The 21,630-nt window shown below is 64.2% G+C and carries 20 protein-coding genes and 1 pseudogene; 13 read left to right on the forward strand and 8 right to left on the reverse strand.

Annotated features, from left to right (window positions below; genetic code table 11):
• Positions 1 to 23: 23 nt before the first annotated feature.
• The 6 genes from ACPPVP_RS04330 to ACPPVP_RS04355 all read left to right on the forward strand — a co-directional run bounded on the left by ACPPVP_RS04330 (position 24) and on the right by ACPPVP_RS04355 (position 5,387).
• Positions 24 to 494: a hypothetical protein gene (locus ACPPVP_RS04330; RefSeq protein ID WP_426531627.1), complete on the forward strand. Its 471-nt coding sequence runs from the start codon at positions 24 to 26 to the stop codon at positions 492 to 494.
• A 188-nt stretch (positions 495 to 682) separates the two neighbouring features.
• Entirely contained in the window at positions 683 to 844 is a 162-nt protein-coding gene (locus tag ACPPVP_RS04335; RefSeq protein WP_426531629.1) for a hypothetical protein, read from the forward strand.
• Between the two features lie 22 nt (positions 845 to 866).
• Complete coding sequence (locus tag ACPPVP_RS04340; RefSeq protein WP_426531631.1) at positions 867 to 1,457, forward strand: SCO family protein; 591 nt, start codon at positions 867 to 869, stop codon at positions 1,455 to 1,457.
• Positions 1,458 to 1,639: 182 nt separating this feature from the next.
• On the forward strand, positions 1,640 to 2,467 hold the full coding sequence (locus tag ACPPVP_RS04345) for a transporter substrate-binding domain-containing protein (RefSeq protein ID WP_426537662.1): 828 nt from the start codon (positions 1,640 to 1,642) through the stop codon (positions 2,465 to 2,467).
• A gap of 179 nt (positions 2,468 to 2,646) precedes the next feature.
• Positions 2,647 to 4,287, forward strand: coding sequence for a lysine--tRNA ligase (locus tag ACPPVP_RS04350; RefSeq protein WP_426531633.1), 1,641 nt, complete (start codon positions 2,647 to 2,649; stop codon positions 4,285 to 4,287).
• Positions 4,288 to 4,604: 317 nt separating this feature from the next.
• Positions 4,605 to 5,387: a class II aldolase/adducin family protein gene (locus tag ACPPVP_RS04355; protein ID WP_426531635.1), complete on the forward strand. Its 783-nt coding sequence runs from the start codon at positions 4,605 to 4,607 to the stop codon at positions 5,385 to 5,387.
• Positions 5,388 to 5,543: 156 nt separating this feature from the next.
• On the opposite strand, the gene ACPPVP_RS04360 is transcribed toward ACPPVP_RS04355, so the two are convergent.
• Positions 5,544 to 6,047 (reverse strand): mismatch-specific DNA-glycosylase, encoded by a 504-nt coding sequence (locus ACPPVP_RS04360; protein WP_426531637.1) that lies wholly within the window; start codon positions 6,045 to 6,047, stop codon positions 5,544 to 5,546.
• Positions 6,048 to 6,060: 13 nt separating this feature from the next.
• A complete protein-coding gene (locus ACPPVP_RS04365) occupies positions 6,061 to 6,714 on the reverse strand; it encodes a S24 family peptidase (protein WP_426531639.1) in 654 nt (217 codons plus the stop codon).
• Between the two features lie 273 nt (positions 6,715 to 6,987).
• Between ACPPVP_RS04365 and ACPPVP_RS04370 the strand changes: the two genes are divergently transcribed.
• Positions 6,988 to 7,332, forward strand: coding sequence for a DUF952 domain-containing protein (locus ACPPVP_RS04370; protein WP_426531641.1), 345 nt, complete (start codon positions 6,988 to 6,990; stop codon positions 7,330 to 7,332).
• Positions 7,329 to 8,426, forward strand: coding sequence for a quinone-dependent dihydroorotate dehydrogenase (locus tag ACPPVP_RS04375; protein WP_426531643.1), 1,098 nt, complete (start codon positions 7,329 to 7,331; stop codon positions 8,424 to 8,426). The genes ACPPVP_RS04370 and ACPPVP_RS04375 overlap by 4 nt, the downstream gene beginning before the upstream one ends.
• Before the next feature lie 95 nt (positions 8,427 to 8,521).
• Here ACPPVP_RS04375 and ACPPVP_RS04380 read toward each other — a convergent pair.
• The 5 genes and pseudogenes from ACPPVP_RS04380 to ACPPVP_RS04400 form a co-directional block, all read right to left on the reverse strand.
• Positions 8,522 to 9,844, reverse strand: a pseudogene (locus tag ACPPVP_RS04380) (MATE family efflux transporter); the annotation flags it as partial.
• 2 nt (positions 9,845 to 9,846) lie between these two features.
• Positions 9,847 to 10,581, reverse strand: a complete 735-nt coding sequence (locus tag ACPPVP_RS04385; RefSeq protein WP_426531645.1) for an MBL fold metallo-hydrolase — start codon at positions 10,579 to 10,581, stop codon at positions 9,847 to 9,849.
• A gap of 24 nt (positions 10,582 to 10,605) precedes the next feature.
• A complete protein-coding gene (locus tag ACPPVP_RS04390) occupies positions 10,606 to 10,908 on the reverse strand; it encodes a DUF6460 domain-containing protein (RefSeq protein WP_214492052.1) in 303 nt (100 codons plus the stop codon).
• 101 nt (positions 10,909 to 11,009) lie between these two features.
• Entirely contained in the window at positions 11,010 to 12,662 is a 1,653-nt protein-coding gene (locus ACPPVP_RS04395) for an ATP-dependent DNA ligase (RefSeq protein WP_426531647.1), read from the reverse strand.
• Positions 12,659 to 13,696: a ligase-associated DNA damage response exonuclease gene (locus tag ACPPVP_RS04400; protein WP_426531649.1), complete on the reverse strand. Its 1,038-nt coding sequence runs from the start codon at positions 13,694 to 13,696 to the stop codon at positions 12,659 to 12,661. Before ACPPVP_RS04400 ends, ACPPVP_RS04395 begins: the two co-directional genes overlap by 4 nt.
• Positions 13,697 to 13,774: 78 nt before the next feature.
• Between ACPPVP_RS04400 and ACPPVP_RS04405 the strand changes: the two genes are divergently transcribed.
• The 4 genes from ACPPVP_RS04405 (at position 13,775) to pdeM (ending at position 19,539) form a co-directional block, all read left to right on the forward strand.
• On the forward strand, positions 13,775 to 14,701 hold the full coding sequence (locus ACPPVP_RS04405; RefSeq protein ID WP_426531651.1) for a methyltransferase domain-containing protein: 927 nt from the start codon (positions 13,775 to 13,777) through the stop codon (positions 14,699 to 14,701).
• A 107-nt stretch (positions 14,702 to 14,808) separates the two neighbouring features.
• Positions 14,809 to 16,038 (forward strand): ABC transporter substrate-binding protein, encoded by a 1,230-nt coding sequence (locus ACPPVP_RS04410; protein WP_426531653.1) that lies wholly within the window; start codon positions 14,809 to 14,811, stop codon positions 16,036 to 16,038.
• A 207-nt stretch (positions 16,039 to 16,245) separates the two neighbouring features.
• On the forward strand, positions 16,246 to 18,825 hold the full coding sequence (locus ACPPVP_RS04415; RefSeq protein ID WP_426531655.1) for a ligase-associated DNA damage response DEXH box helicase: 2,580 nt from the start codon (positions 16,246 to 16,248) through the stop codon (positions 18,823 to 18,825).
• Positions 18,826 to 18,867: 42 nt separating this feature from the next.
• Positions 18,868 to 19,539 (forward strand): ligase-associated DNA damage response endonuclease PdeM, encoded by a 672-nt coding sequence (gene pdeM, locus ACPPVP_RS04420; RefSeq protein WP_426537664.1) that lies wholly within the window; start codon positions 18,868 to 18,870, stop codon positions 19,537 to 19,539.
• A 122-nt stretch (positions 19,540 to 19,661) separates the two neighbouring features.
• Here the strand turns inward: pdeM and ACPPVP_RS04425 are convergent, their stop codons facing one another.
• Positions 19,662 to 20,525, reverse strand: coding sequence for a LysR family transcriptional regulator (locus tag ACPPVP_RS04425; protein WP_426531657.1), 864 nt, complete (start codon positions 20,523 to 20,525; stop codon positions 19,662 to 19,664).
• Positions 20,526 to 20,622: 97 nt separating this feature from the next.
• On the opposite strand from ACPPVP_RS04425, the gene ACPPVP_RS04430 reads away from it, so the two are divergent.
• The gene (locus ACPPVP_RS04430) at positions 20,623 to 21,549 is read left to right on the forward strand and encodes a DMT family transporter (RefSeq protein WP_426531659.1); all 927 of its coding nucleotides are present in this window, start codon (positions 20,623 to 20,625) and stop codon (positions 21,547 to 21,549) included.
• Positions 21,550 to 21,630 lie beyond the last annotated feature (81 nt).

The raw sequence follows: 21,630 nt of genomic DNA on the forward strand, positions 1-21,630 counted from the left end.
CATTCTTCGACTGGGGCTGGGAAATGAAGCTGCTGACGGGGTTGCTTGCCGCGGTACTGCTGCTGGCGGGAGTGGGGACGAGCCAGGCGGTGGTGCGGATAGCCGACGACCGCGGCGGCCGGATCGGCACCTATGTCGACAAGTACCAGGGCCTGCGCACCTCGGGCGAAACCGTCATCATCGACGGCCTGTGCGCCTCGGCCTGTACCATCGTGCTCGGCGCGGTTCCCCATGACCGGATCTGCGTCACCTCGCACGCCAATCTCGGCTTCCATGCCGCCTGGGATTTCGGCTCCAACGGCCGCGCCGTCACCAACACCGAAGCCACCCACATGCTGTATTCGATGTATCCGCCGGTGGTCCGCAAATGGATTGCTGCGCGCGGCGGCCTGACCCCCCGCATGATCTTCCTGCGTGGCAAGCAACTGCAGTCGATGTACAAGCCCTGCTACCTCGACGCGCAGGCCTCCGCCAACAAGCCGGCTTCGCGCTGAACCAGGGCGTTTCGCCGCAAAAGTGACGTGGTGGCCGGGTCTTCCCGGCCATTTACTTTTCGTGCACCTCTCGCCAGCCTGCCCCTCCGCATGACGTGATGTCGGGCGCGGCCATTCCGCTTGCCTGCCCCCGGAACTAGCCCTATCTGAAACGCATGGCTCAGCCGATTTCCACCCAAGACGGAATGATGACCGCGACCCCGCGTCAGGGCAGGGTGGCCTCGATCATTGTTTGGAGCGCAGCCACATCGAGCGCGCTGGCCGTGCTCGGGGCGGCGGCATTGTGGTTCCATTACGGCACCGCGGTGTTTTTCGAAATGATCGCCGCTGGCATCTCGGCCTGCTTCTGATACGGCGAAAAGGAAATCGACGATGGACCGGACGATCCGCCCGCTGGTGATTATCGCTGCCTTCGCCGCAAGCCTCGTGGTTGGGCTGGTGATCATGCTGTGGGCGATGGGCGGCCTGCGCACCGTCACGGCGCCGGCAGCGATCGGTGGGCCCTTTCAACTGACCGACCAGGCCGGCCAGGCCGTCACCGAGCAGAGCTTGAAGGGCAAGCCGACGCTGATCTTCTTCGGCTTTACCCACTGCCCGGACGTTTGCCCGACCTCTCTGTTCGAGATCTCGGAAGTGCTGAAGGCGATGGGCACGGACGCCGACAAGGTCAATGCGTGGTTCGTGTCCGTCGATCCCGAGCGCGACACGGCCGCAGCGATGAAGGATTACCTCTCCAGCTTCGATCCGCATCTCAAGGGGCTGACCGGCGAGCCGCAGGCGGTGGCCAAGGTGATTTCGGCCTATCGGGTCTATGCCCGGAAAGTCCCGCTCAAGGACGGCGACTACACCATGGACCATACCGCGCTGATCTACCTGATGGACCGCGACGGCAATTTCGTCGCGCCCTTCAACCTGAAACGGACGCCGGAGGAAGCCGCCAAGGATTTGAAGCGGTATCTCTGAGCCGGCAAGGCTCGCCAAAAGCCGTAAAACGGTCCTCGCATCGCGGGCCGGATGGTCTATAAGGCCGTGAAATTCCGCTAGCATTGCCGAAGATGCCATATCCTAACGCCCCGTTAACCAATTCAAGACTGCATCGAACCATCAGCGCCTGGCTGGCCGGGTTTCTGGTCGCGTCTGCATTGATGGCGGCTGGCGGTGCTGCGGCGCAGGCGCAAACGCAGCCCCGCCCGGCGGTCGGGGCGGCTCCGCAGGCGGTGCCCGGTTTCTGGGATCCGCGGCGGCGTCCGGACCGGCCGGACATGTCGCGCCTCACCGTGATCCGGTTCCTGACCGAGACCGATTACCCGCCGTTCAACTTCACCGGCGCCGATGGCAATCCGGCCGGCTTCAATGTCGATCTGGCGCGCGCGCTGTGCGACGAGATCAAGATTTCCTGCACCGTTCAGATGCGCCGGTTCGAGACGCTGGTCGACGCCATCACCAGCAACCGGGGTGATGCCATCATCGCCTCCATGGCGGTGACGCCGGCCCTGCGTGCCCGACTCGATTTCACCGATCCCTATTACCGCGCGCCGGCGCGCTTCGTGTCGCGGCGCGACGCCGTGATGCCGGAGGTCCGCCCGGAATATCTCGAAGGCAAGAAGGTCGGCGTCATCGCCGGCACCTCGCACGAGGCCTATCTGAAGGCGATGTTCACCGACGCCGAGATCAAGTCCTACGGCAATGACGACGCACTGCGGCTGGCGCTGCGGCGGAGCGAAGTCGACTTCATCTTCGGCGACGCGATCTCGCTGGCGTTCTGGATCAACGGCACCGATTCAGGTGAATGCTGCGCCTTCTCCGGCGGGCCCTTTGTCGAGAGCCGCTACTTCGGCGAGGGCATCGGCATCGCCGTCCGCAAGGGCAACGATCTGCTGCGGACGTCGCTGAACTGGGCGCTGTTCCGGCTCTGGGAGAAAGGCCGCTTCACGGATTTGTGGCTGCGGTATTTTTCCATCAGCCCGTTTTGACCCCTCGTCAGCTTCGTAGGGTGGGCAAAGCGAAGCGTGCCCACCATCGCAGCTGCGGGTCGGTGAGAGATGGTGGGCACGTCGCTTGCGCTCCTTTGCCCACCCTACGGACCGCCCGTCATTTTGCATTTTGCCCCGGAAACGCTAGTTTCCGCGGCTTCCGAAGAGAGCCCTGATAAATGTCCATGATCGATCCTCCCTTTAGCCCGAGCGATTTGCGCGCGCTCGCCGAACAATCCAATGCCTGGCCGTTCGAGCAGGCCAAGGCGATTGTCGCGCGGCTGAAGAAAAGCCCGAAGGAAGAGGTGCTGTTCGAGACCGGCTACGGCCCGTCGGGCCTGCCGCATATCGGAACCTTCGGCGAGGTCGCGCGCACCTCGATGGTGCGCCATGCCTTCCGCGTGCTCACCGAGGACAAGATCAAGACGCGGCTGCTCGCGTTCTCCGACGACATGGACGGCCTGCGCAAGGTGCCGGACAACGTGCCGAACAAGGAACTGTTGGAAGCCAATCTTGGCAAGCCGCTGACCAAGGTGCCCGACCCCTTCGGCACCCATCCGAGCTTCGGCCAGCACAACAACGCGCGGCTGCGCGCCTTCCTTGATCAGTTCGGATTCGACTACGAATTCGCGAGCGCGACCGATTACTACACTTCGGGCAAGTTCGACGCGGCGCTTCTGCGCATGCTGGAGCGGATCGAGAAGGTGATGGCGATCATGCTGCCGTCGCTGCGCGAGGAGCGCGCGGCAAGCTATTCGCCATTCCTCCCGATCTGCCCGCGCACGGGGCTGGTGCTCTACGTGCCGGTGACCGCGCATGACGCCATGGCCGGCACCATCTCCTATGAAGATCCGGAGACCAGGGAGAGCGTCACCGTTCCCGTCACCGGCGGTCACTGCAAGCTACAATGGAAGCCGGACTGGGCGATGCGCTGGTTCGCGCTCGGCGTCGACTATGAAATGGCCGGCAAGGACCTGATCGACTCGGTGAAGCTTTCCGGCAAGATCTGCTCGGCGCTTGGCGGCACGCCGCCGGAGGGGTTCAATTTCGAACTGTTTCTCGACGAAAAGGGCCAGAAGATTTCGAAGTCGAAGGGCAATGGCCTCACCATCGACGAATGGCTGCGCTATGCCTCGCCGGAATCGCTGTCGCTGTTCATGTACCGCGAGCCGAAGGCGGCGAAGCGGCTGTACTTCGACGTCATCCCGCGCAACGTCGATGACTATCAGCAATTCCTCGACGGCTTTACGCGGCAGGATGCCAAGCAGCAGCTCGCCAATCCGGTCTGGCACATCCATTCCAGCAAGCCGCCCAAGGCCGACATGCCGGTCACGTTCCAGCTGCTGCTGACGCTGGTGTCGTCATCGAATGCGGAAAACGCCGAGACGCTGTGGGGCTTCATCGGGCGCTATCGCCCGGGCGTGACGCCGCAGACCCATCCGAAGCTCGACGCGATGGTCGGCTACGCCATCAACTACTATCGCGACTTCGTGGCGCCAACGAAGCTGTTCCGCGAACCGACCGACGGCGAGCGCGCAGCGCTGCAGGATCTGCGCGATGCGCTGTCGCAATTGCCAGCGGGATCGAGCGCCGAAGACATCCAGAACGTGGTCTACGAAATCGGCCGCCGCGAGCCGTTTTTGGATCCGGTGAAGAAGGGCAAGGACGGCCGGCCCGGCGTCTCGCTCGACTGGTTCAACATGCTCTACCAAGTGCTGCTCGGCCAGGAGAAGGGCCCGCGCTTCGGCTCGTTCGTCGCGGTGTATGGCGTGCAGAACGCCGTCAACATGATCGACGGCGCGCTGGCGAGGAGTGCGTAATCTTCCTTCTCCCCTTGTGGGAGAAGGTGGCATAGGCGGCTTATGGCCGCCGTCTCTTAGAACGCCGATGCTTTGCATCGGCTATGGCGCCGGATGAGGGGTTCTCTCAACGAGCATGACTCGCGAAGACAGACCCTCATCCGCCTCGGCTTCGCTCCGGCACCTTCTCCCACAAGGGAGAAGGGAAGGCGCGACAAATTGAGATAGCAGGCCCGCCGCAATTTCAGCCACGGCCGCGCTGGATTGCGCTACAATGACTCGCATAACAGCCATCGAAGCCCCCGCTGAGGGGCAGGCAGCATAGCGGGAGAAGGTTTATGCAGTTCAGGGTTTCGCCGCAATCGCTCGAGAACTACAGCACCGAGGAATGGCGGGCGCGTATCGACCTCGCCGCGGCGCACCGGCTGGCGTTCAACCAGGGTTTTTCCGAAGGCATCTTCAACCATCTGACCTTCGTGGTGCCGGGCCGCAGCGACCGCTACTACCAGATTCCGTTCGGCATGCATTGGTCCGAGGTCACGGCGTCCTGCTTCATGGAAGTCGGCATCGACGACGGCGAGGTCAAGCGCGGTGAAGGCGAGGTGGAGCGCTCCTGCTATTGCATCCATGCCCCGATCCACAAGGCGCTGCCACAGGCGAAAGCGGTGTTTCACACCCACATGCCCTATGCCAGCGCGCTGACCCGGCTCGAAGATCCCCGCATCAAGGAGATCGGCCAGACTGAAGTCGGCCTTTCCGGCGCCATTGCCTATGACGACGAGTATACCGGTCCGGCGCTCGACCCGGCCGAAGGTGCGCGTCTGGCCGGCGTGATCGGCGACAAGTCCGTGCTGTTCATGGCCAATCACGGCATCTCCACCGTCGGCGCGACCGTCGCGGACGCCTATGACATGCTGTATTACGTCGAGCGCGCCGCCCAGGTGCAGATCTACGCCATGTGGACCGGCCAGAGGCTGAAGCAGCTTCCGGCGCCCGTGGTGGAGAAAACCAAGCGCGATTACAAGGACGAGCAGCTCTACAAGGGGCCGACCCCGGCCCAGCGGCACTTCGATGCGCTGAAGCGGATGCTGGACCGCAAGGAGCCCGACTACGCGACGTAGCGCTTCTTCCCTTCTTCCCTTCTCCCCTTGTGGGAGAAGGTGGCGCGAAGCGCCGGATGAGGGGTTCCTTCAACGAGCAGGGCTCGCGGAGACAAACCCCTCATCCGCCTTCGCTTCGCTACGGCACCTTCTCCCACAAGGGGAGAAGGGACGGCGTCACCCCGCCGCTCTCACCTCATCCGCAAACTGCTGCCAGATCTCCGGACGCCAGCTTCCATTGGCGGCGCCGGAGGTCGACGGCAATATCCACACCCTGGTGTCGCCGATCACCTCCGCCTGCTCGCCGTACTCTCGCTTGCCATCGAAGAATTTCTGTCCGGCCGTCTTGCTGGTGAAGGCGAGGAATTGCGGGCGAAATGTTGCGATGGCGCTGCTCAATCGCGCGCGATCCGCCGGCGTCAGTTTCGGAAGCGTCGCGCGGTCCATCCCCGCGCCTGCTTTCACGAGATCGGTCAAGCCGATCCCATGTTGCAGCAGGCTGCGATATTGACGCGGCTGCAACTGCTCCGGCGTGAGCCTCGTCTCGTGAAGGATCTTCCAGAACTTGTTTTGCCGGTGCGCGTAGTAGGCCCGCTCGGCCGCGGATGTCGTCCCCGCGGCGGTCCCGCACAACACGATGCGAAGGGAATGTTGCAGCAGGTCGCTCAGCACATCCGTCACGGTGGCGACAATCCTACTGGCTCGCCCACACGATCCTTGCGATCCAGGCGACGTCGTCGGCATCCAGCGTACGGTCGGCCTGGGCCGGGTTCAGCGAGGCCAGTTCCAGCGTCCTGGTGGTGCGGCGCTTCAATTCCTTGACCATCACTTCGCCATCAGATGTTTTGAGCACGACGCGGTCGCCGCGCCGGATCGCCGTGCCCGGCGACACCACGATGATGTCGCCGTCGCGATAGGCAGGCTTCATCGCATCGCCGGAGATCTCCAGCGCATAGGCATGCTCATCGGAGGCCTGTGGCAGCGCCACCTCGTCCCAGCCTCGGCCGGCGGGAAAGCCGCTGTCGTCGAAATGACCGCCGCTGCCGGCTTGCGCCAGCCCCAGCAGCGGCACCGATTGCAGGCTGCGCGCGCCGTCGCCGATCAACTGCACAAAGGTGTCGATCGATGAATTGGTTGCGGCCAGCGCCTTGGAAACCGATTCGGTCGATGGCCACCGTTCGCGGCCGTCGGCGGTGATGCGCTTGGATTTGTTGAAGGTGGTGGGGTCCAGGCCACTGCGTTTGGCGAGGCCAGAAGGCGACATCCCGGCGCGTTCGGCCAGCCGGTCGAGCGCGGTCCAGACCTGGCTGTGGGTCAGAATCCGTTGCGCCTTGGATTGTCTCGCCATCGCAAATCTCTGAATCGCCTAGGAATTATTGCCTCATTCGGCCGGTTTGTGCAAATCTCCCTTGGCGCTCTCCGGTAGGATGGATGCCGGTTCGTGGGGAGAAAACGTCGCAAAACAGGAAATTGGCACGCCGTTCTGTCGAATCAGAGCCGGACAGGCGCTTTGCCTGCCGCAGCAGCGCTTGAGTTGGCGGCCTGCCGCCTTTACGGTCGGCCGCCACCCGGCCATTTTCCGGGAAAATCCCAACCGTCTCAACGACAAGCCCGGAAAGCCGTGCGCACGATCTATAAAATCACTCCCGCCTCGGCCTGGCGCGAGGCCGAACGGCAGGGCGTCTACCGGGGCGGTCCCGACGATCTGCGCGACGGCTACATTCATTTCTCCACGGCGTCGCAGGTCGCCGAAACGGCGCGAAAGCATTATTTCGGCCAGACCGGCCTGTTTCTGGTCGCGGTCGATGCGGACACGCTCGGCGATGCCTTGCGTTGGGAGCCCTCGCGCAACGATGAACTGTTTCCGCATCTCTATGGCGAACTCGATCTCGGCGCGGTGACCGCCATTCTCGACATGCGCGCGCGATCGGATGGCTATCACGACATTCCGGAGCTTATCCCGTGATCCGCGCCTTCGATGCCTTTTCGCTGCCGCTGCTGCGCTGGTTCGATCCGGAGGACGCGCATCGCATGGCCATTCAAGGCCTGCGGCTGCTGCCGCCGGTCAAGCCGCGGGCCGACGACCACAAGCTGGCGGTGCGGGCCTTCGGTCTGAATTTTCCCAATCCGATCGGCATGGCCGCAGGCTTCGACAAGAGCGCGGAGGTGCCCGACGCGCTGTTGCGGCTCGGCTTCGGCTTTGTCGAGATTGGCACGGTGACGCCGAAGCCGCAGGGCGGCAATCCGCGGCCGCGGCTGTTTCGTCTCGAGCGCGATGAAGCCGTGATCAACCGCATGGGCTTCAACAATGACGGCGCCGAGGTTGCGCTGCGCCGGCTGGCGGCGCGCGCCAACCATGGCGGCATCGTCGGCGTCAATGTCGGGGCCAACAAGGATTCGTCCGACCGCGTCGCCGACTACGTCAAGCTGATCGAGACGTTCGCGCCGGTGGCGAGCTATTTCACCGTCAACGTCTCTTCGCCGAACACGCCGGGCCTGCGCAATTTGCAGCAATCCGCGGCGCTCGACGATTTGCTCGCCAAGGTCATCGATGCGCGCGAGCGGGTGCGCAAGAATGCCGGCGATTCGCCGGTGCTGCTGAAGATCGCACCGGATCTCAGCCTGACCGAACTCGATGACGTCGTGCACATCGCGCGCTCGCGCCGGGTCGACGGCATGATCGTCGCCAACACGACGCTGGCGCGTCCCTCGGTGTTGCGTGAACAGGCGAGAGCGAAAGAGCAGGGCGGATTGTCGGGGCGCCCGCTGTTTCGATTGTCGACGCGGATGGTGGCCGAGACCTATGTCCGCACCGAAGGTGCATTTCCACTAATCGGCGTCGGCGGCATCGATTCCGGTGGCGCGGCGCTCACAAAAATCCGCGCCGGCGCCAGCCTGATCCAGCTCTATTCGTCGCTGGTCTACAAGGGGCTTGGCCTGGTCGAGGACATCAAGAACGATCTGGCTTCGACGCTATTGCGGACCGGTCGCGACTCGCTGTCGGAGATCGTCGGCGCGGATGCGGCGACGATCACGGCCGAGGACTGGCCGGTGCAGTAGCCGCATTCTCGTAGCCCGGATGGAGCGAAGCGTAATCCGGGACAGACTAACCGCTTGCACCAAGGTCCCGGATTGCGCTGCGCTCCATCCGGGCTACGAGTAAACGACTTCTTCAACAGCGCTGGATAACGCAGCGCTTCCAGCCCGCCGCGGGCGGCGTAGTGCACCAGCAGCGCGCCCCATAGTCCGGCATTGCCGAACGATCGTAGCGCAAACCATGCGGTGAGGAAGATCAACAGCGAAGCCACCATCAGATTGCGCATGTCGCGCGCCCAGGTCGCGCCGATATAGATGCCGTCAAAGGCAAAGGCGAATACGCCAAGCAGCGGCGCAAAAATCACGAACGGCAGATAATCCCGCGCGATGCGCCGCACCTCCGCGCTCGCCGTCATGATGTCGATAAACGCAGGCCCGAACACCAGGAAACAGGCGGCGACTGCGAGCGCGAAGCCAAAGCCCCACATCACGACGAGTTTTACGGTGCCTGCGAAGGCCGCCTTGTCGCGGGCGCCATAGGCACGGCCGCAGAGCTGCTCGGCTGCATTGGCGAGACCGTCGAGGAAAAACGCGCCGAACAGCAGAAAATTGTTGAGGACCGCATTGGCGGCCAGCGTCATGTCGCCGGCACGCGCGCCCTGCGCGGTGAAAAACAAAAACGCCGCGATCAGCGACGCGGTGCGGATCATGATGTCGCGGTTGACGGAAAGCATTCGCGCCAGCTTGGCGCGATCGAACAGCAAAGCGCGGGAAGCCGCGAATTGCCCTTTCGAAAGGTGGCGCGCGACCAGCAAACCGAGCACGAAGCCTGCGGCCTCCGCGATTAACGCCGCGATGGCCGCGCCAGCAATTCCGAAGTCGAACACCAGCACCAGCACGACGGTCGCCGCCACGTTGATGAGGTTGATTGATATCTGCATGCCGAGCGCCAATTTGGCGCGAGCCTGCCCGATCAGCCATCCCAGCACGACATAATTGCCGAGCGCCAGCGGCGAAGACCAGATCCGGATGATGAAGTAGGTTTGGGCCGCATTCGTGACGCCCTCGCTGCCGCCCATCGCATTGAGCAGAAGGGTGGCGAGCGGAATCTGCAGGGCGATCAGCGCAGCCCCAACCAGCGCCGCGACGATCAGCCCGCGCAGCAGGATCGCGCGTAATTCCGACGTCTCGCCGGCGCCGAGCGACTGCGCCGTGAAGGCGACCGTGCTCATGCGCAGGAAGCCGAACAGCCAGAACATGCAGTCGAACAGTACCGAGGCCATCGCGACGCCGCCGAGCAGCGTGGCGTCGCCGAGCCGGCCGATCGCCGTGGTCGAGACGATGCCGATCAGCGGCGTGGTCAGGTTCGCGACCATCGCGGGCCCGGCGATGGCAAATACCTGTGCCGTCGTGACCCTGGATGCAGTTACGGGCGAATGCATGCCTAGAGCTCGACAATCATGCCGTCTTCGGCAGCCGCATAGGGCAGTTCGCCCAGCCGAGCGAGCATGTCCTCGCTCATATGCGTCAGCACCAGCCGCTTGGCGTTGATCTCAGGCAGGTGCGCTTCCAGCGTCTTCAGGCTGAGATGGTTCTTGACGAGCTTGTCGTAATAATACGCCTCGGCAATGAACAGGTCCGCGCCGCGCGCCGCCGGGATCAGCATATCCGTCCATTCGGTATCGGCGCTGTAGGTGATGACGCGGCCCTCGGCCTCGATGCGATAGGCCAGGAATGGCCCGCCGGATTCGCCGTGAACCACGGGATACGGCGTCACTTTGAGCTCGCCAAACGCCCGGCTCTGCTCCGGCTCGAGCGCAACGACCGAGAGATCGAACCGCTGCTTTGTCTTTGAGGAATGCTCGAACAGCGCCTCCATCAAATTGGCGAGCTTCGTCTCGATACCTGCCGGCCCGGCGATGACGAGCGGCCGGGCGCGGCGCGTGAACTGCGCGTCCAGCAGCAAAAACGGCAGGCCGCCAAAATGGTCGCCATGGAAATGCGTGATCAGGATCAGGTCGATGTCGTCGCGCACGATGCCGAGGCGTTTCAGCGCGGGCAGCGACGACGCGCCGCAATCGATCAGGAAATTGACGCTGTTACCCGTGACGTGGAAGCAGGTGTTGAACCTGCCGCCGGAGCCGAGCGCGTCGCCGCAGCCGACAAATCGCAATTGCATCGGCTGCGGCCTTACGCGTTCAATCTATCGCCCGCGGGGGCTGCCGAACAGCCGCGACAGCAGCCAGATCGGGATCACGATGACAGCGCCGAGCAGGAAGTAGCGCCACAGCCAGTTGACGGCGTCGAAGCCGAGATCCCACAGCCGCCGGAACAGCATCTGGATGCTGTGCAGGATATTCCAGGGATCGAAGCCGATTGCGGCGAGCACCACGCCGACCAGGATCGACAGCAGGATCAGCCGGAACGCCACCGCCAGCGGCGAGCCGCCGAGGAAGCGGTACAGGCCGTCATTGCTGGCCGGCAGGTCCCTGACGTCGTTCGGCATCGGTTTCTCCCGCGGAAGGTCTCGCAAACAGTATAGAGCACGGCGGGGCAGATGGGGAACCCGCTAGTCTCAGTCAATGGCCGCCATGCGCCGCCGGAATGTTAATTTGCCGTCACATCCTTCAGCATCCGCTCCAGCGTTTCCAGCCGGTCGGCCTCGCGTGGCGGCTTGTCCCAGCGCAGCCGGCTGATGCGTGGAAACCGCATCGCGACGCCGGATTTGTGCCGTGGCGAGCGCGCCAGCCCCTCGAAGGCGACTTCCAGCACCAGGCCTTGGTCCGGCTCATGCACGACGTGGCGCACGGGACCGAATTTTTCTGTCGTGTTGCGGCGGACGAAGCGGTCGATCTGCAACAGTTCCTCGTCAGTGAAGCCGAAATAGGCTTTTCCGACCGGCACCAGCTGCTCGCCGTCCTCGCCATTGGTCCAGACGCCAAACGTGTAATCCGAATAGTAGGACGAGCGCTTGCCATGACCGCGCTGGGCATACATCAAGACGGCGTCGATGATGTGCGGGTCGCGCTTCCATTTCCACCACTGGCCTTTTGGGCGACCCGGCAAATAGGGCGCGTCGCGCCGCTTCAGCATGACGCCCTCGACGGCTTCGGCATCCTCGCCGGCGCCGGCGCTTGAGGGATCGGCCCGCGCTGCCGTCAGCGCCTCCCAGCTATCGAAGGCAACCGTCGGCGACAGGTCGATGCGCGGATCGTCCAGCTTCCCGATGAATTTCTCAAGATGCGCGCGGCGCTCGGCAAACGGCAGCTCGCGCAGATCGTTCTCGTCGTCGCCGAGCAGGTCGTAGGCGCGCAAGTGAATAGGAAAATCCTTGATCAGTTTCGGCGAGACGACTTTTCGATTGAGCCGCTGTTGCAGCACGTTAAAAGTCTGCACGCGGCCCTCGCGCAGCACCAGTAGCTCGCCATCGATGGCGCCGGGCAGATGCAGCGACGGCGCCAGGTCGGGAAAGCTTTTTGTAATGTCCTCGCCGGTGCGCGAATAAAGCCGCGCCTGCATGTGGCCGCGCTCATCGCGGCCCGAGACTGCCTGCACGCGAATGCCGTCCCATTTCCATTCTGCAATGAAGTCCGCAGGATCGAGACTGGCGAAATCCGTATCCTCGATCGCATGCGCCAGCATTACCGGGCGGAACGGCGCTGGGTCGCGGTTGACCGGCTTGTCACCGCGCCCTTCCAGCCACGCGAACAGGTCAAGATAGGGCGGGGCTAGTCCGGGCCAGATCAACTCGATCTCATGCGGATCCTTGTCGCCAAGCGCGGCCGCGGCGGTTTTCGCCAGCCGTGCCGAAATCCCGATCCGCATTGCACCCGTCACGAGTTTTAAAAGCGCCCAGCGGCCGGTCTCGTCCAGCTCGTCGAGCCAACGCGCGAGCTGCTTTGGCAGTTCGGTCTTGCCGAGGGTGCGGAGGGTCGTGACGACCTCGGAGAGGGTGGGTGGCGGCGGATTGTTGTGGCCGGGCAGCGGGACCTTCGGCCACATCAGCGCCACCGTCTCGGATAAATCGCCGACATAGTCATACGACAGTCCGAACAGCACCGGATCGGTACGATCCATGATCAGATCGCGGATCAGCCCCGGCTTGGCGTGCTTGAACGACAGCGCGCCGGTCAGCGCCGCCAGTGCGTAGCCGCGGTCGGGATCGGGCGTCTCGCGAAAATACGCCGTGATCAGCCGCAGCTTGTTGTTGCGGCCGGGCTCGTAGGCGAGGCGGTCGAGCAGTTCGGCAAAACGGTTCATGCCTCGGCCTCGTCGGCCGCGACCGCCTCGTGCTCTTCCTCATCGCCGTAGCCGACGAGATCAAGCGGCCGTGCGGCAAGCCCACGCGCCCTGCACCAATGCACCAGCGCGTCTTCCTGGCCGTGCGTGACCCAGACCTCGCCGGCGCCGGTTGCGGCGATGGTCGCGGTCAGCCCGTCCCAGTCGGCATGGTCCGAGATCACCAGCGGCAACTCGATGCCGCGCTGGCGGGCGCGCGCCCGCACCCGCATCCAGCCCGAGGCGAACGCGGTGATCGGGTCGGGAAAGCGTCGCGTCCAGATATCTGAGGTGGCTGACGGCGGCGCCAGCGTGATGGTGCCGGCGAGATCGGCCTTCTTCATCCCCTTGACCAGGCGTAGTTCGCCGAGCGCGATGCCACGGCTTTCATAATAGCGCGTGATCGCTTCCATTGCGCCGTGCAGATAGATCGGCGCGTCGTAGCCCTGCTCACGCAACAGCGCGATCACGCGCTGCGCCTTGCCGAGCGAATAGGCCCCGACCAGATGCGCGCGCTCCGGAAACAGCGCGACCGACGCCAGCAGTTTCTTCACCTCATCTGCCGCATTGCCATGGCGGAACACCGGCAGGCCAAACGTCGCCTCGGTGATGAAGACGTCGCAGGGCACGACTTCAAATGGCGTGCAGGTCGGATCGATGGCGTCCTTGTAGTCGCCGGAGGCGACGATGCAGGTATCCTTGCAGGTCACCGCAATCTGTGCCGAGCCCAGCACATGGCCCGCGGGATGGAATTTGATCTTGACGTCGCCGAGCCGGATTTCCTCGCCGTAGCGAATGGCCTGAGTGGTCGAAGCAAAGTTGTCGCCATAGCGCAGCCGCATCATGTCGAGCGTTTCCTGCGTGGCGAGCACGGCGCCATGGCCGGGCCGGGCATGGTCGGAATGGCCATGGGTAATGACGGCCCGCTCGACCGCGCGGACCGGGTCGATATGGAAGCCGCCCGGCTTGCAGCACAGGCCAGCGGGAGCGGGGATCAGGATGTCTTGCGGACGCATGCGGGGTTATATAGGAGGTCTTGGGTCGAATTTTACCCGTCATGCGTGGGCCTGACCCGCGCATCCATATTGGAACCCATGTCCTCGCGCCTGTTTGTCTCCTCCGGCGATCTGATGGCCGACCGCCGGTTTGATTTCGCGCGCGACCTGCAATTGAAGGGCGATCCGGCCGCTGCTGCCGATCTGCTGATGCAGGCGATCGAGCTGGCGCCGAATTTTGCTTCGGCCTGGTTCACGCTCGGCGGCATCCGCGAAGAACTCGGCGAGCACCGGGCGGCGATTGCGGCCTATCAAAAGGCGCAGGCCAGCGATCCCGGCGATCGCCACGGCGCAGGTCTTCGATTGATGCGGCTTGGCGCAGAGCCCGTGTCCGGCATGCCGCAGGCCTACGTGCAAACGCTGTTCGACCAGTATGCGCCGCGGTTCGAAGCCTCATTGGTGGGCGATCTCGGCTATCGCGGCCCGGCGCTGCTCTTCAAGGCGGTGCTGTCGGTGCGATCGGCCGCGCGCAAGCCGGCGTTTTTCAAGCGCGCCATCGACCTCGGCTGCGGCACCGGACTGGCGGCGGCAGCGTTTGCAAACGGAGTGGATCATTTCACCGGCGTCGATCTGTCGCCGCGCATGATCGAGCGGGCGCGCGCCACCGGCTTCTACGCCGAGTTGGAAGTTGCCGATATGCTGCAGGGTCTGCGGGCGCGGGGGGATGGCAGCGCCGATCTCATTCTCGCCGCGGATGCGATGGTATACGTCGCCGATCTCGCGCCGGTGCTGGCTGAAGCCGCGCGTGTGCTTGCGCCGGGCGGGCTGCTCGCCTTCACCACCGAAACCCATGGCGGCGAAGGCGTCGTGATCGGCCAGGGGCTGCGCTATGCCCATGCGGGGGCTTACGTGCGCGCCGCGGTCAAATCCGCCAGCCTCAAACTGTCCCTGCTGGAGGATCGCTCCGCCCGCAACGAGGACAACGCGCCGGTTCCCGGCCTGGTCGCCGTTGCCGCGAAAACTTGAGTCTAGACGCTAGGCGCTCGCCGAATAGCGGCATGCGTGCGACATGTCTGCTATTGCCAGTAGCGGCGGAATGCCGGATCAAGACTCCCATAAGGGAGAAAACAACAATGAAGAACAAACAAACCCGGCGCGAATTCGGCGCCACGGCGCTTGCCGCCGCGCTCGCATCGGCGATGCCTGCGCCCTTCGTCTGGGCGGCGGAGAAGAAATACGATCCGGGCGCCAGCGACACTGAAATCAAGCTCGGACAAACCGTGCCGCACTCCGGGCCCGGCTCGCTCTACGGCGTGCTCGGCCGCGTCGGCGAGGCCTATTTCCAGATGCTCAACGAAAAGGGCGGCATCAACGGCCGCAAGGTGAAGTTCCTCACCATGGACGACGCCTACAGCGCGCCGAAATGCGTCGAGGCGACGCGGCGGCTGGTCGAGCAGGAGGAAGTGCTGGCGCTGTACGGTTCGCTTGGCACCGCGCCGCAGACCGCCGTGCACAAATATCTCAACTCGAAAGGCGTGCCGCAGCTATTGCTCAATACCGGCGCGTCGAAGTGGAACGACCCCAAGAATTTCAAATGGACCATGGCGGGCCTGCCGCTCTATCCGACCGAAGCACGCATTCTCGCCAAGCATGTCGTGGGCGTGAAGCCGAACGCCAAGATCGGCATCCTCTACCAGAACGACGATTTCGGCCGCGATTTCCTTGGGCCCTTCAAGAAGGTGCTCGCGGATGCCGGCGGCACGGCCAAGGTGATCATGGAGCAGACCTACGATCTGACCGATCCGACGATCGATTCCCAGCTCATCAATCTCTCGAAATCCGGCGCGGACGTTTTCTACAACATCACTACTGGCAAGGCGACGTCGCAGTCGATCCGCAAGGTGGTCGAGCTCGGTTGGAAGCCGTTGCAATTGCTCTCGGCGGGATCGACCGGACGTTCGATCCTCAGTGCCGCCGGCTTCGAGAATGCCACCGGCATCGTCGCGATCCGTTACGCCAAGGAAGTCGGTGTCCCGCGCTGGGAAAAGGACCCCGACGTGATGGCATTCGAGGAGTTGCGCAAGAAATATCTGCCCAATGTCGATCCTGACAACACCATCGCCTTTGCCGGCTATGGCCAGGTCGCGAGCATGGCGGAAATCCTGCGCCGCTGCGGCGACGAACTCACCCGCGCCAACGTGCTGAAGCATGCGACGACGCTGGCGGGCTTCCACTCGCCGTACTTCCTCGACGGCATCAATTTCAGCTACACGCCCGAGGACTATACGCCGATGAAGACGCTCTACATCTCGGAGTTCAACGGCAAGGATTGGGATATTTCCGACAAGCCCGTGACGGAGTAGGGCCGGGCGCGCCGCTGTCTCTTAACCCTCTCCCCGTTCTTCACGGGGAGAGGGTTGGGGTGAGCGGCTCTCTCCGCGCAAAGGTGCCCGCCGATAGTCCGGTACCCCCTCACCCGGATCGCAAGGGCGATCCGACCTCTCCCCGCAAGCGGGGCGAGGTAAGGGCAGCCCCTCGACGAAGCCGCTTCGACAGCTTAGCTCTAACGGGTGCCGTCGCCTGATCCCTTGCCCTTCACGCCGCTTGAAACGGCTGCGCTCTTGCCCGACCGCTTCCGGCGTTGGTTTGCCGCGCGGGGCTGGTCGCCGCGTGAGCATCAGCTGGCGCTGCTGGCAAAAGCCGACGACGACCGCTCGGCGCTGCTGATTGCCCCGACGGGTGCCGGCAAGACGCTGGCCGGCTTTCTGCCGACGCTGGTGGAGCTATCTTCTCCGGCCGCCTCAAAGGGCACCGGCGAGAAGAGCCTCATCTCCACCGGCCGCACCGTGAAGCGCACTGGCGGCCTCCACACCCTCTACATCTCGCCGCTGAAGGCGCTCGCGGTCGACATCGCGCGCAATCTGGAGACGCCGATTGCCGAGATGAGCCTGCCGATCAAGGTCGAGACTCGCACCGGCGACACGCCGGTGTCGCGGCGGCAGCGGCAGCGGCGCTATCCGCCGGACATTCTGCTCACCACGCCCGAGCAACTGGCGTTGTTATTGTCGTCCGACGACGCGCCGTTTCTGTTCTCCTCGCTCAAGCGCATCGTGCTCGACGAACTGCATGCGCTGGTCACCTCCAAGCGCGGTGATCTGTTGTCGCTCGGGTTGGCGCGGTTGTGGCGGCTGGCGCCGGAGATGCGCGCGATCGGGCTGTCCGCGACGGTGGCCGAGCCGGAATCGCTGGCGCGCTTTCTGGTGCCGCAGCGCGACGGCAAGGAGGTCTCCGCCGATATCGTCGTGGCCGGTGGCGCCGCGGCGCCGGTCGTCGAGATGCTCGATACCAAAGAACGCCTGCCTTGGGCCGGGCACACCGCGCGCCATGCGCTCGGCGAAATGTACGATCTGATCAAGCGCAACAAGACCACGCTGATCTTCGTCAACACCCGCAGCCAGGCCGAAATGCTGTTCCAGGATTTCTGGCGCATGAACGACGATGGCCTTGCGATTGCGCTTCATCACGGCTCGCTCGACGTCGCCCAGCGTCGCAAGGTCGAGGACGCGATGGCGGCCGGCAAACTGCGGGGCGTGGTCTGCACGTCCTCGCTGGATCTCGGTATCGACTGGGGCGACATCGATCTTGTCATCAATGTCGGCGCGCCAAAAGGCTCTTCGCGCCTGATGCAGCGGATCGGCCGCGCCAACCACCGGCTCGACGAGCCCTCGCGCGCCGTCTTGATCCCCGCCAATCGTTTCGAGGTGCTGGAATGCCGCGTCGCGATCGATGCAATCGCGGAAAACGCGCAGGACACGCCGCCCTTGCGCACCGGCGGGCTCGACGTGCTGGCGCAGCACGTATTGGGTTGCGCCTGCGGCGAGCCGTTTCTTTCCGACGAACTCTATGCCGAAGTGCTGACCGCGGCGCCTTATTCAGCGTTGACGCGAACCGATTTCGACGATGTGGTCGATTTCGTAGCCACCGGCGGCTACGCGCTGAAGACCTACGAACGCTTCGCGCGCATCAAACAGGACAAGCAGGGCCGCTGGCGCGTCACCAATCCGCGGGTGCGGCAGAGCTATCGTCTCAATGTCGGCACCATCGTTGAAGAGGCGATGCTCAAGGTGAAGCTGGTGCGTGGCCGCGGTGGTGGGGGCGGCTCCACCGGAATGATCGGCCGCGGCGGCCGGATGCTCGGCGAGATCGAGGAATATTTTATCGAGGGACTGGTCGCCGGCGATACTTTTGTGTTCGGCGGCGAGATCGTGCGCTACGAGGCGCTGGTCGAGGACCAGGTCTATGTCTCTCGCGCCAACGACAAGGACGCCAAAGTGCCGTCCTATATGGGCGGCAAGTTTCCGCTGTCGACCTATCTGGCCGAACGCGTGCGGAAACTGCTCGACGACCGCCGCCAGTGGAATGCGCTGCCGGAGCAGGTGCGCGACTGGCTGTCGCTGCAGCGGCATTTTTCCCGCGTGCCGGCCGTGCGCGAACTTTTGATCGAAACCTTTCCGCGCGGCGGCAAGCATTACATGGTGTGCTATCCCTTCGAGGGTCGGCTCGCACATCAGACGCTCGGCATGCTGCTGACGCGTCGGCTGGAGCGCGCCCGCGCCCGGCCGCTGGGATTTGTGGCGAACGAATATGCGCTCGCGATCTGGGGGCTCGGCGACGTCTCCTTCATGGTTCGCCATGGCAAGCTCGATTTCGCCGCGCTGTTCGCGCCCGACATGCTCGGCGACGACCTCGAGGCGTGGCTGGCCGAATCCGCGCTGATGAAGCGCACCTTCCGCAACTGCGCACTGATCTCCGGCCTGATTCCGCGCCGTTTCACCGGTGAGGAAAAGAGCCGCCGTCAGGTCTTGTTCTCGACCGATCTCGTCTATGACGTGCTGCGCAAGCATCAGGCCGACCACGTGCTGTTGCGCGCGGCGCGCGCCGATGCCGCCGCCGGCCTACTCGATCTCAAGCGTCTTGGTGATATGCTCTCGCGCATTCAGGGCCGAATCACCCACCGGGAACTCGAACATGTTTCGCCACTCGCAGTTCCCGTGATGCTGGAAATCGGCCGCGAGTCAGTTTATGGCGAAGCGGCGGATGAGTTGCTGGCGGAAGCCGCCGATGAACTCGTCAAAGAAGCGATGGGGTAAGACGTGACGGCAGGGGTGCAATCTTCGGAAGACGACCAGCAGATGCGCGTCTCAAAGGTCATGGTCGCAGATGTGACGTTCATCGCCGACCTTTCCGGCGCGCTGTTCTGGCAGGAGCAGCGCCTGCTCGTCGTCTCCGATCTGCATCTGGAAAAAGGTTCCAGCTTTGCCATGCGCGGTGTGCTGCTGCCACCCTATGACACGGTGGCGACGCTCGGCCGTCTCGCCGCCGTCATCGCGCGGCACGACCCGCGCATGGTGATCGCGCTCGGCGACAGTTTTCATGATCGCGACGCGCATGAACGGCTGTCGGCGTCCGACCGTGAGGCGCTCTCGGCGATGCAGGCGCGGCGCGACTGGATCTGGATTTCGGGCAATCACGATCCGGCGCTGCCGTCCGATCTCGGCGGCGTGGTCGCGAGCGAAGTCGCGATCGGCCCGATCGTGTTCCGCCATGAGCCGACCGGGACTGCGGGTGAAATCGCCGGCCATCTTCATCCCAAGGCCCGCGTCGCCACAAGGGGACGCTCGATGGAGCGGCGGTGTTTTGCGAGCGATGGCGAACGCGCGGTAATGCCGGCGTTCGGCGCCTATACCGGCGGCTTGAGCATTCGCGACGTCGCGTTTTCAAAAATCTTTGGCGCGCCCGGCTTCATGGCGCACGTGCTCGGTGACAACCGGGTACATGCGATCGCGGCTTCGCGCTGTTATTGAGAAGTCGCTGCGAGCCGCGGCGCCGTAGGGTGGGCAAAGCGCAGCGTGCCCACCATCTCGCAGCGAATCCTATGACAGATGGTGGGCACGTCGCTTCGCTCCTTTGCCCACCCTACCATTGATCACGCCGCCTTCGCCTGCACCGTGCTGCAGAATTCGGCGAGCCGGTCCGCCAGCCGCAAGGTCGCGGGACTGGCATCCGGGGCCGCCACCAATGCCACTTCGGTCCGGTCGATCGGTGCAAAACCATCCTTCGCCGTCAGTACGCGGTGATCGGCCTGGATCGCCATTTCCGAGAGAATGGAAAGGCCCATGCCGGCGGCGACCGCAGCCTGGATGCCGGAGAGGTTGGAAGAGGTATAAGCCATATGCCAGTTGCGTCCGGCGCTTTCCAGCGCATGGATCGCGCCCGCCCGGTACAGGCAGCCGGTAGGAAAGCCGATCAGCGGCACCGAGCCCGTGCGGGTATCGCGCGGATGGCTTTTGCTGGTGACCCAGTGCACGCGCTCCGGCCACACCGCGATGCCGCCCTTTTCCCCCGCGGCGCGCTTGAACAATGCGAGATCGAGTTCGCCGCGTTCGAGCTCCCGCTTGAGGTTGGCGCTTTGATCGGCGCGGACGTCGAGCCGCAGGCCGGCATGCGAGCGCGAGAATGCCGCCAGCAGTTTCGCCAAGCGATAGGCGGCAAAATCCTCGGGCACACCGAGCCGCACCGCGCCCTCGCTTCCGGGACGCGCCACCACGTCGCGCGCCTCTTCCGCCAGCGCCAGCAGGCGCCGCGCATAGGACAACAGCCGCTCGCCGGCTTCCGTCGGCGTCACGTCCTTGCCGTTACGATTCAGCAGCGGCTGGCCGACATCGTCTTCCAGCCGCTTGATCTGCTGGCTGACGGTCGACTGGGTGCGGTGGACGCGTTCGCCGGCGCGGGTAAAGCCGCCGGCATCGACCACGCTGACGAAACTGCGCAGGAGCTCCAGATCGAGCATGCGAATGCTCCATTTATAAATCCACTGCATATCAGTTTATCATTTAATTTCCAAATAGCAAGACGCGGGCCTAGATCATGGACAAAGGAGACTTCCCATGTCGCTCGCGCCCTCGGTCGCGGTTCCCCGCGCCACCTTTAATCCGCTCCCGCTCTATATCGGCCTGTTCTGCCTGCTCTGGAGCTTTGCCTTCGTCGCCGGCAAGATCGGCGTCACCGATTGCCCGCCGCTGATCCTGCTTGCCGCGCGCTTCTCGCTGGCTGGCATCCTGATCCTCGGCATTACGGCACTGCGTGGGGAAGCATGGTCTTCGCTCACCTGGCGCGACGCCGCCATCTTCGCGATCCTCGGCGTTGCCAACAATGCGCTCTATCTCGGTCTCGGCTATACCGGGCTGCAGACCGTATCCGCCGGCCTCGGCGGCCTCATCGTCAGTGCCAATCCGGTGTTCACCGCCGTGCTCGCGGCGGCCTTTCTGGGCGAGGCGCTGACCGGGCGCAAGGTGATAGGCCTCATGCTCGGCATCGCCGGCGTCGGCTTTATCGTCTGGCACCGCATGTCGGTCGGTACCGATGACTGGCACGGCATCCTGTTCACACTGGCCTCGCTGGCCTCGATCGTAGCCGGCACGATCCTGTTCAAGGTGCTGGCGCCGAAAGGCAGTCTGTGGGTCGGCAACGGCGTGCAGAATCTTTCAGCCGGCATCGTGCTGCTGCCGTTCGCGTTCACGCTGGCTGATGTCGGCGACATCGTGCCGAGCGCGCGGCTCGTGGGCGCGTTCGCCTTCCTCGTGCTTGGCGGCTCGATCCTCGCCTATCTGCTCTGGTTTCATCTGTTGAAGGTTTGTGGCGCGACCGCCGCGAGCGCCTATCACTTCCTGATGCCGCCGCTGGGCATGCTGTTCGCCTTTCTCGTGCTCGGCGAACATGTCGAATTCCGCGACCTGCTCGGAATCGTTCCCGTAGCCCTCGGCATTTATCTGGTGACCCGCCCAGCGGCATCGATCGAGAAGAGTGCGGCATGACTTCGATCCTGATGCCGGCTCGCTTGTCTGCCACGGCGTCCTCGGGCAAGGTCACGGCCAGGAACCTGTTCCCGTCAGGTT

Source organism: Bradyrhizobium sp. McL0615 (assembly GCF_049993905.1).
Taxonomy (GTDB): Bacteria; Pseudomonadota; Alphaproteobacteria; order Rhizobiales; family Xanthobacteraceae; genus Bradyrhizobium.

Excerpts from the sequence above, each read along its gene's own strand:
- ACPPVP_RS04330 (WP_426531627.1), top strand. The coding sequence starts at position 24 with ATGAAGCTGCTGACGGGGTTGCTTGCCGCGGTACTGCTGCTGGCGGGA.
- ACPPVP_RS04335 (WP_426531629.1), top strand. The coding sequence starts at position 683 with ATGACCGCGACCCCGCGTCAGGGCAGGGTGGCCTCGATCATTGTTTGG.
- ACPPVP_RS04340 (WP_426531631.1), top strand. The coding sequence starts at position 867 with ATGGACCGGACGATCCGCCCGCTGGTGATTATCGCTGCCTTCGCCGCA.
- ACPPVP_RS04345 (WP_426537662.1), top strand. The coding sequence starts at position 1,640 with ATGGCGGCTGGCGGTGCTGCGGCGCAGGCGCAAACGCAGCCCCGCCCG.
- ACPPVP_RS04350 (WP_426531633.1), top strand. The coding sequence starts at position 2,647 with ATGTCCATGATCGATCCTCCCTTTAGCCCGAGCGATTTGCGCGCGCTC.
- ACPPVP_RS04355 (WP_426531635.1), top strand. The coding sequence starts at position 4,605 with ATGCAGTTCAGGGTTTCGCCGCAATCGCTCGAGAACTACAGCACCGAG.
- ACPPVP_RS04365 (WP_426531639.1), bottom strand. The coding sequence starts at position 6,714 with ATGGCGAGACAATCCAAGGCGCAACGGATTCTGACCCACAGCCAGGTC.
- ACPPVP_RS04385 (WP_426531645.1), bottom strand. The coding sequence starts at position 10,581 with ATGCAATTGCGATTTGTCGGCTGCGGCGACGCGCTCGGCTCCGGCGGC.
- ACPPVP_RS04390 (WP_214492052.1), bottom strand. The coding sequence starts at position 10,908 with ATGCCGAACGACGTCAGGGACCTGCCGGCCAGCAATGACGGCCTGTAC.
- ACPPVP_RS04395 (WP_426531647.1), bottom strand. The coding sequence starts at position 12,662 with ATGAACCGTTTTGCCGAACTGCTCGACCGCCTCGCCTACGAGCCCGGC.
- ACPPVP_RS04400 (WP_426531649.1), bottom strand. The coding sequence starts at position 13,696 with ATGCGTCCGCAAGACATCCTGATCCCCGCTCCCGCTGGCCTGTGCTGC.
- ACPPVP_RS04405 (WP_426531651.1), top strand. The coding sequence starts at position 13,775 with ATGTCCTCGCGCCTGTTTGTCTCCTCCGGCGATCTGATGGCCGACCGC.
- ACPPVP_RS04410 (WP_426531653.1), top strand. The coding sequence starts at position 14,809 with ATGAAGAACAAACAAACCCGGCGCGAATTCGGCGCCACGGCGCTTGCC.
- pdeM (WP_426537664.1), top strand. The coding sequence starts at position 18,868 with ATGCGCGTCTCAAAGGTCATGGTCGCAGATGTGACGTTCATCGCCGAC.
- ACPPVP_RS04425 (WP_426531657.1), bottom strand. The coding sequence starts at position 20,525 with ATGCTCGATCTGGAGCTCCTGCGCAGTTTCGTCAGCGTGGTCGATGCC.
- ACPPVP_RS04430 (WP_426531659.1), top strand. The coding sequence starts at position 20,623 with ATGTCGCTCGCGCCCTCGGTCGCGGTTCCCCGCGCCACCTTTAATCCG.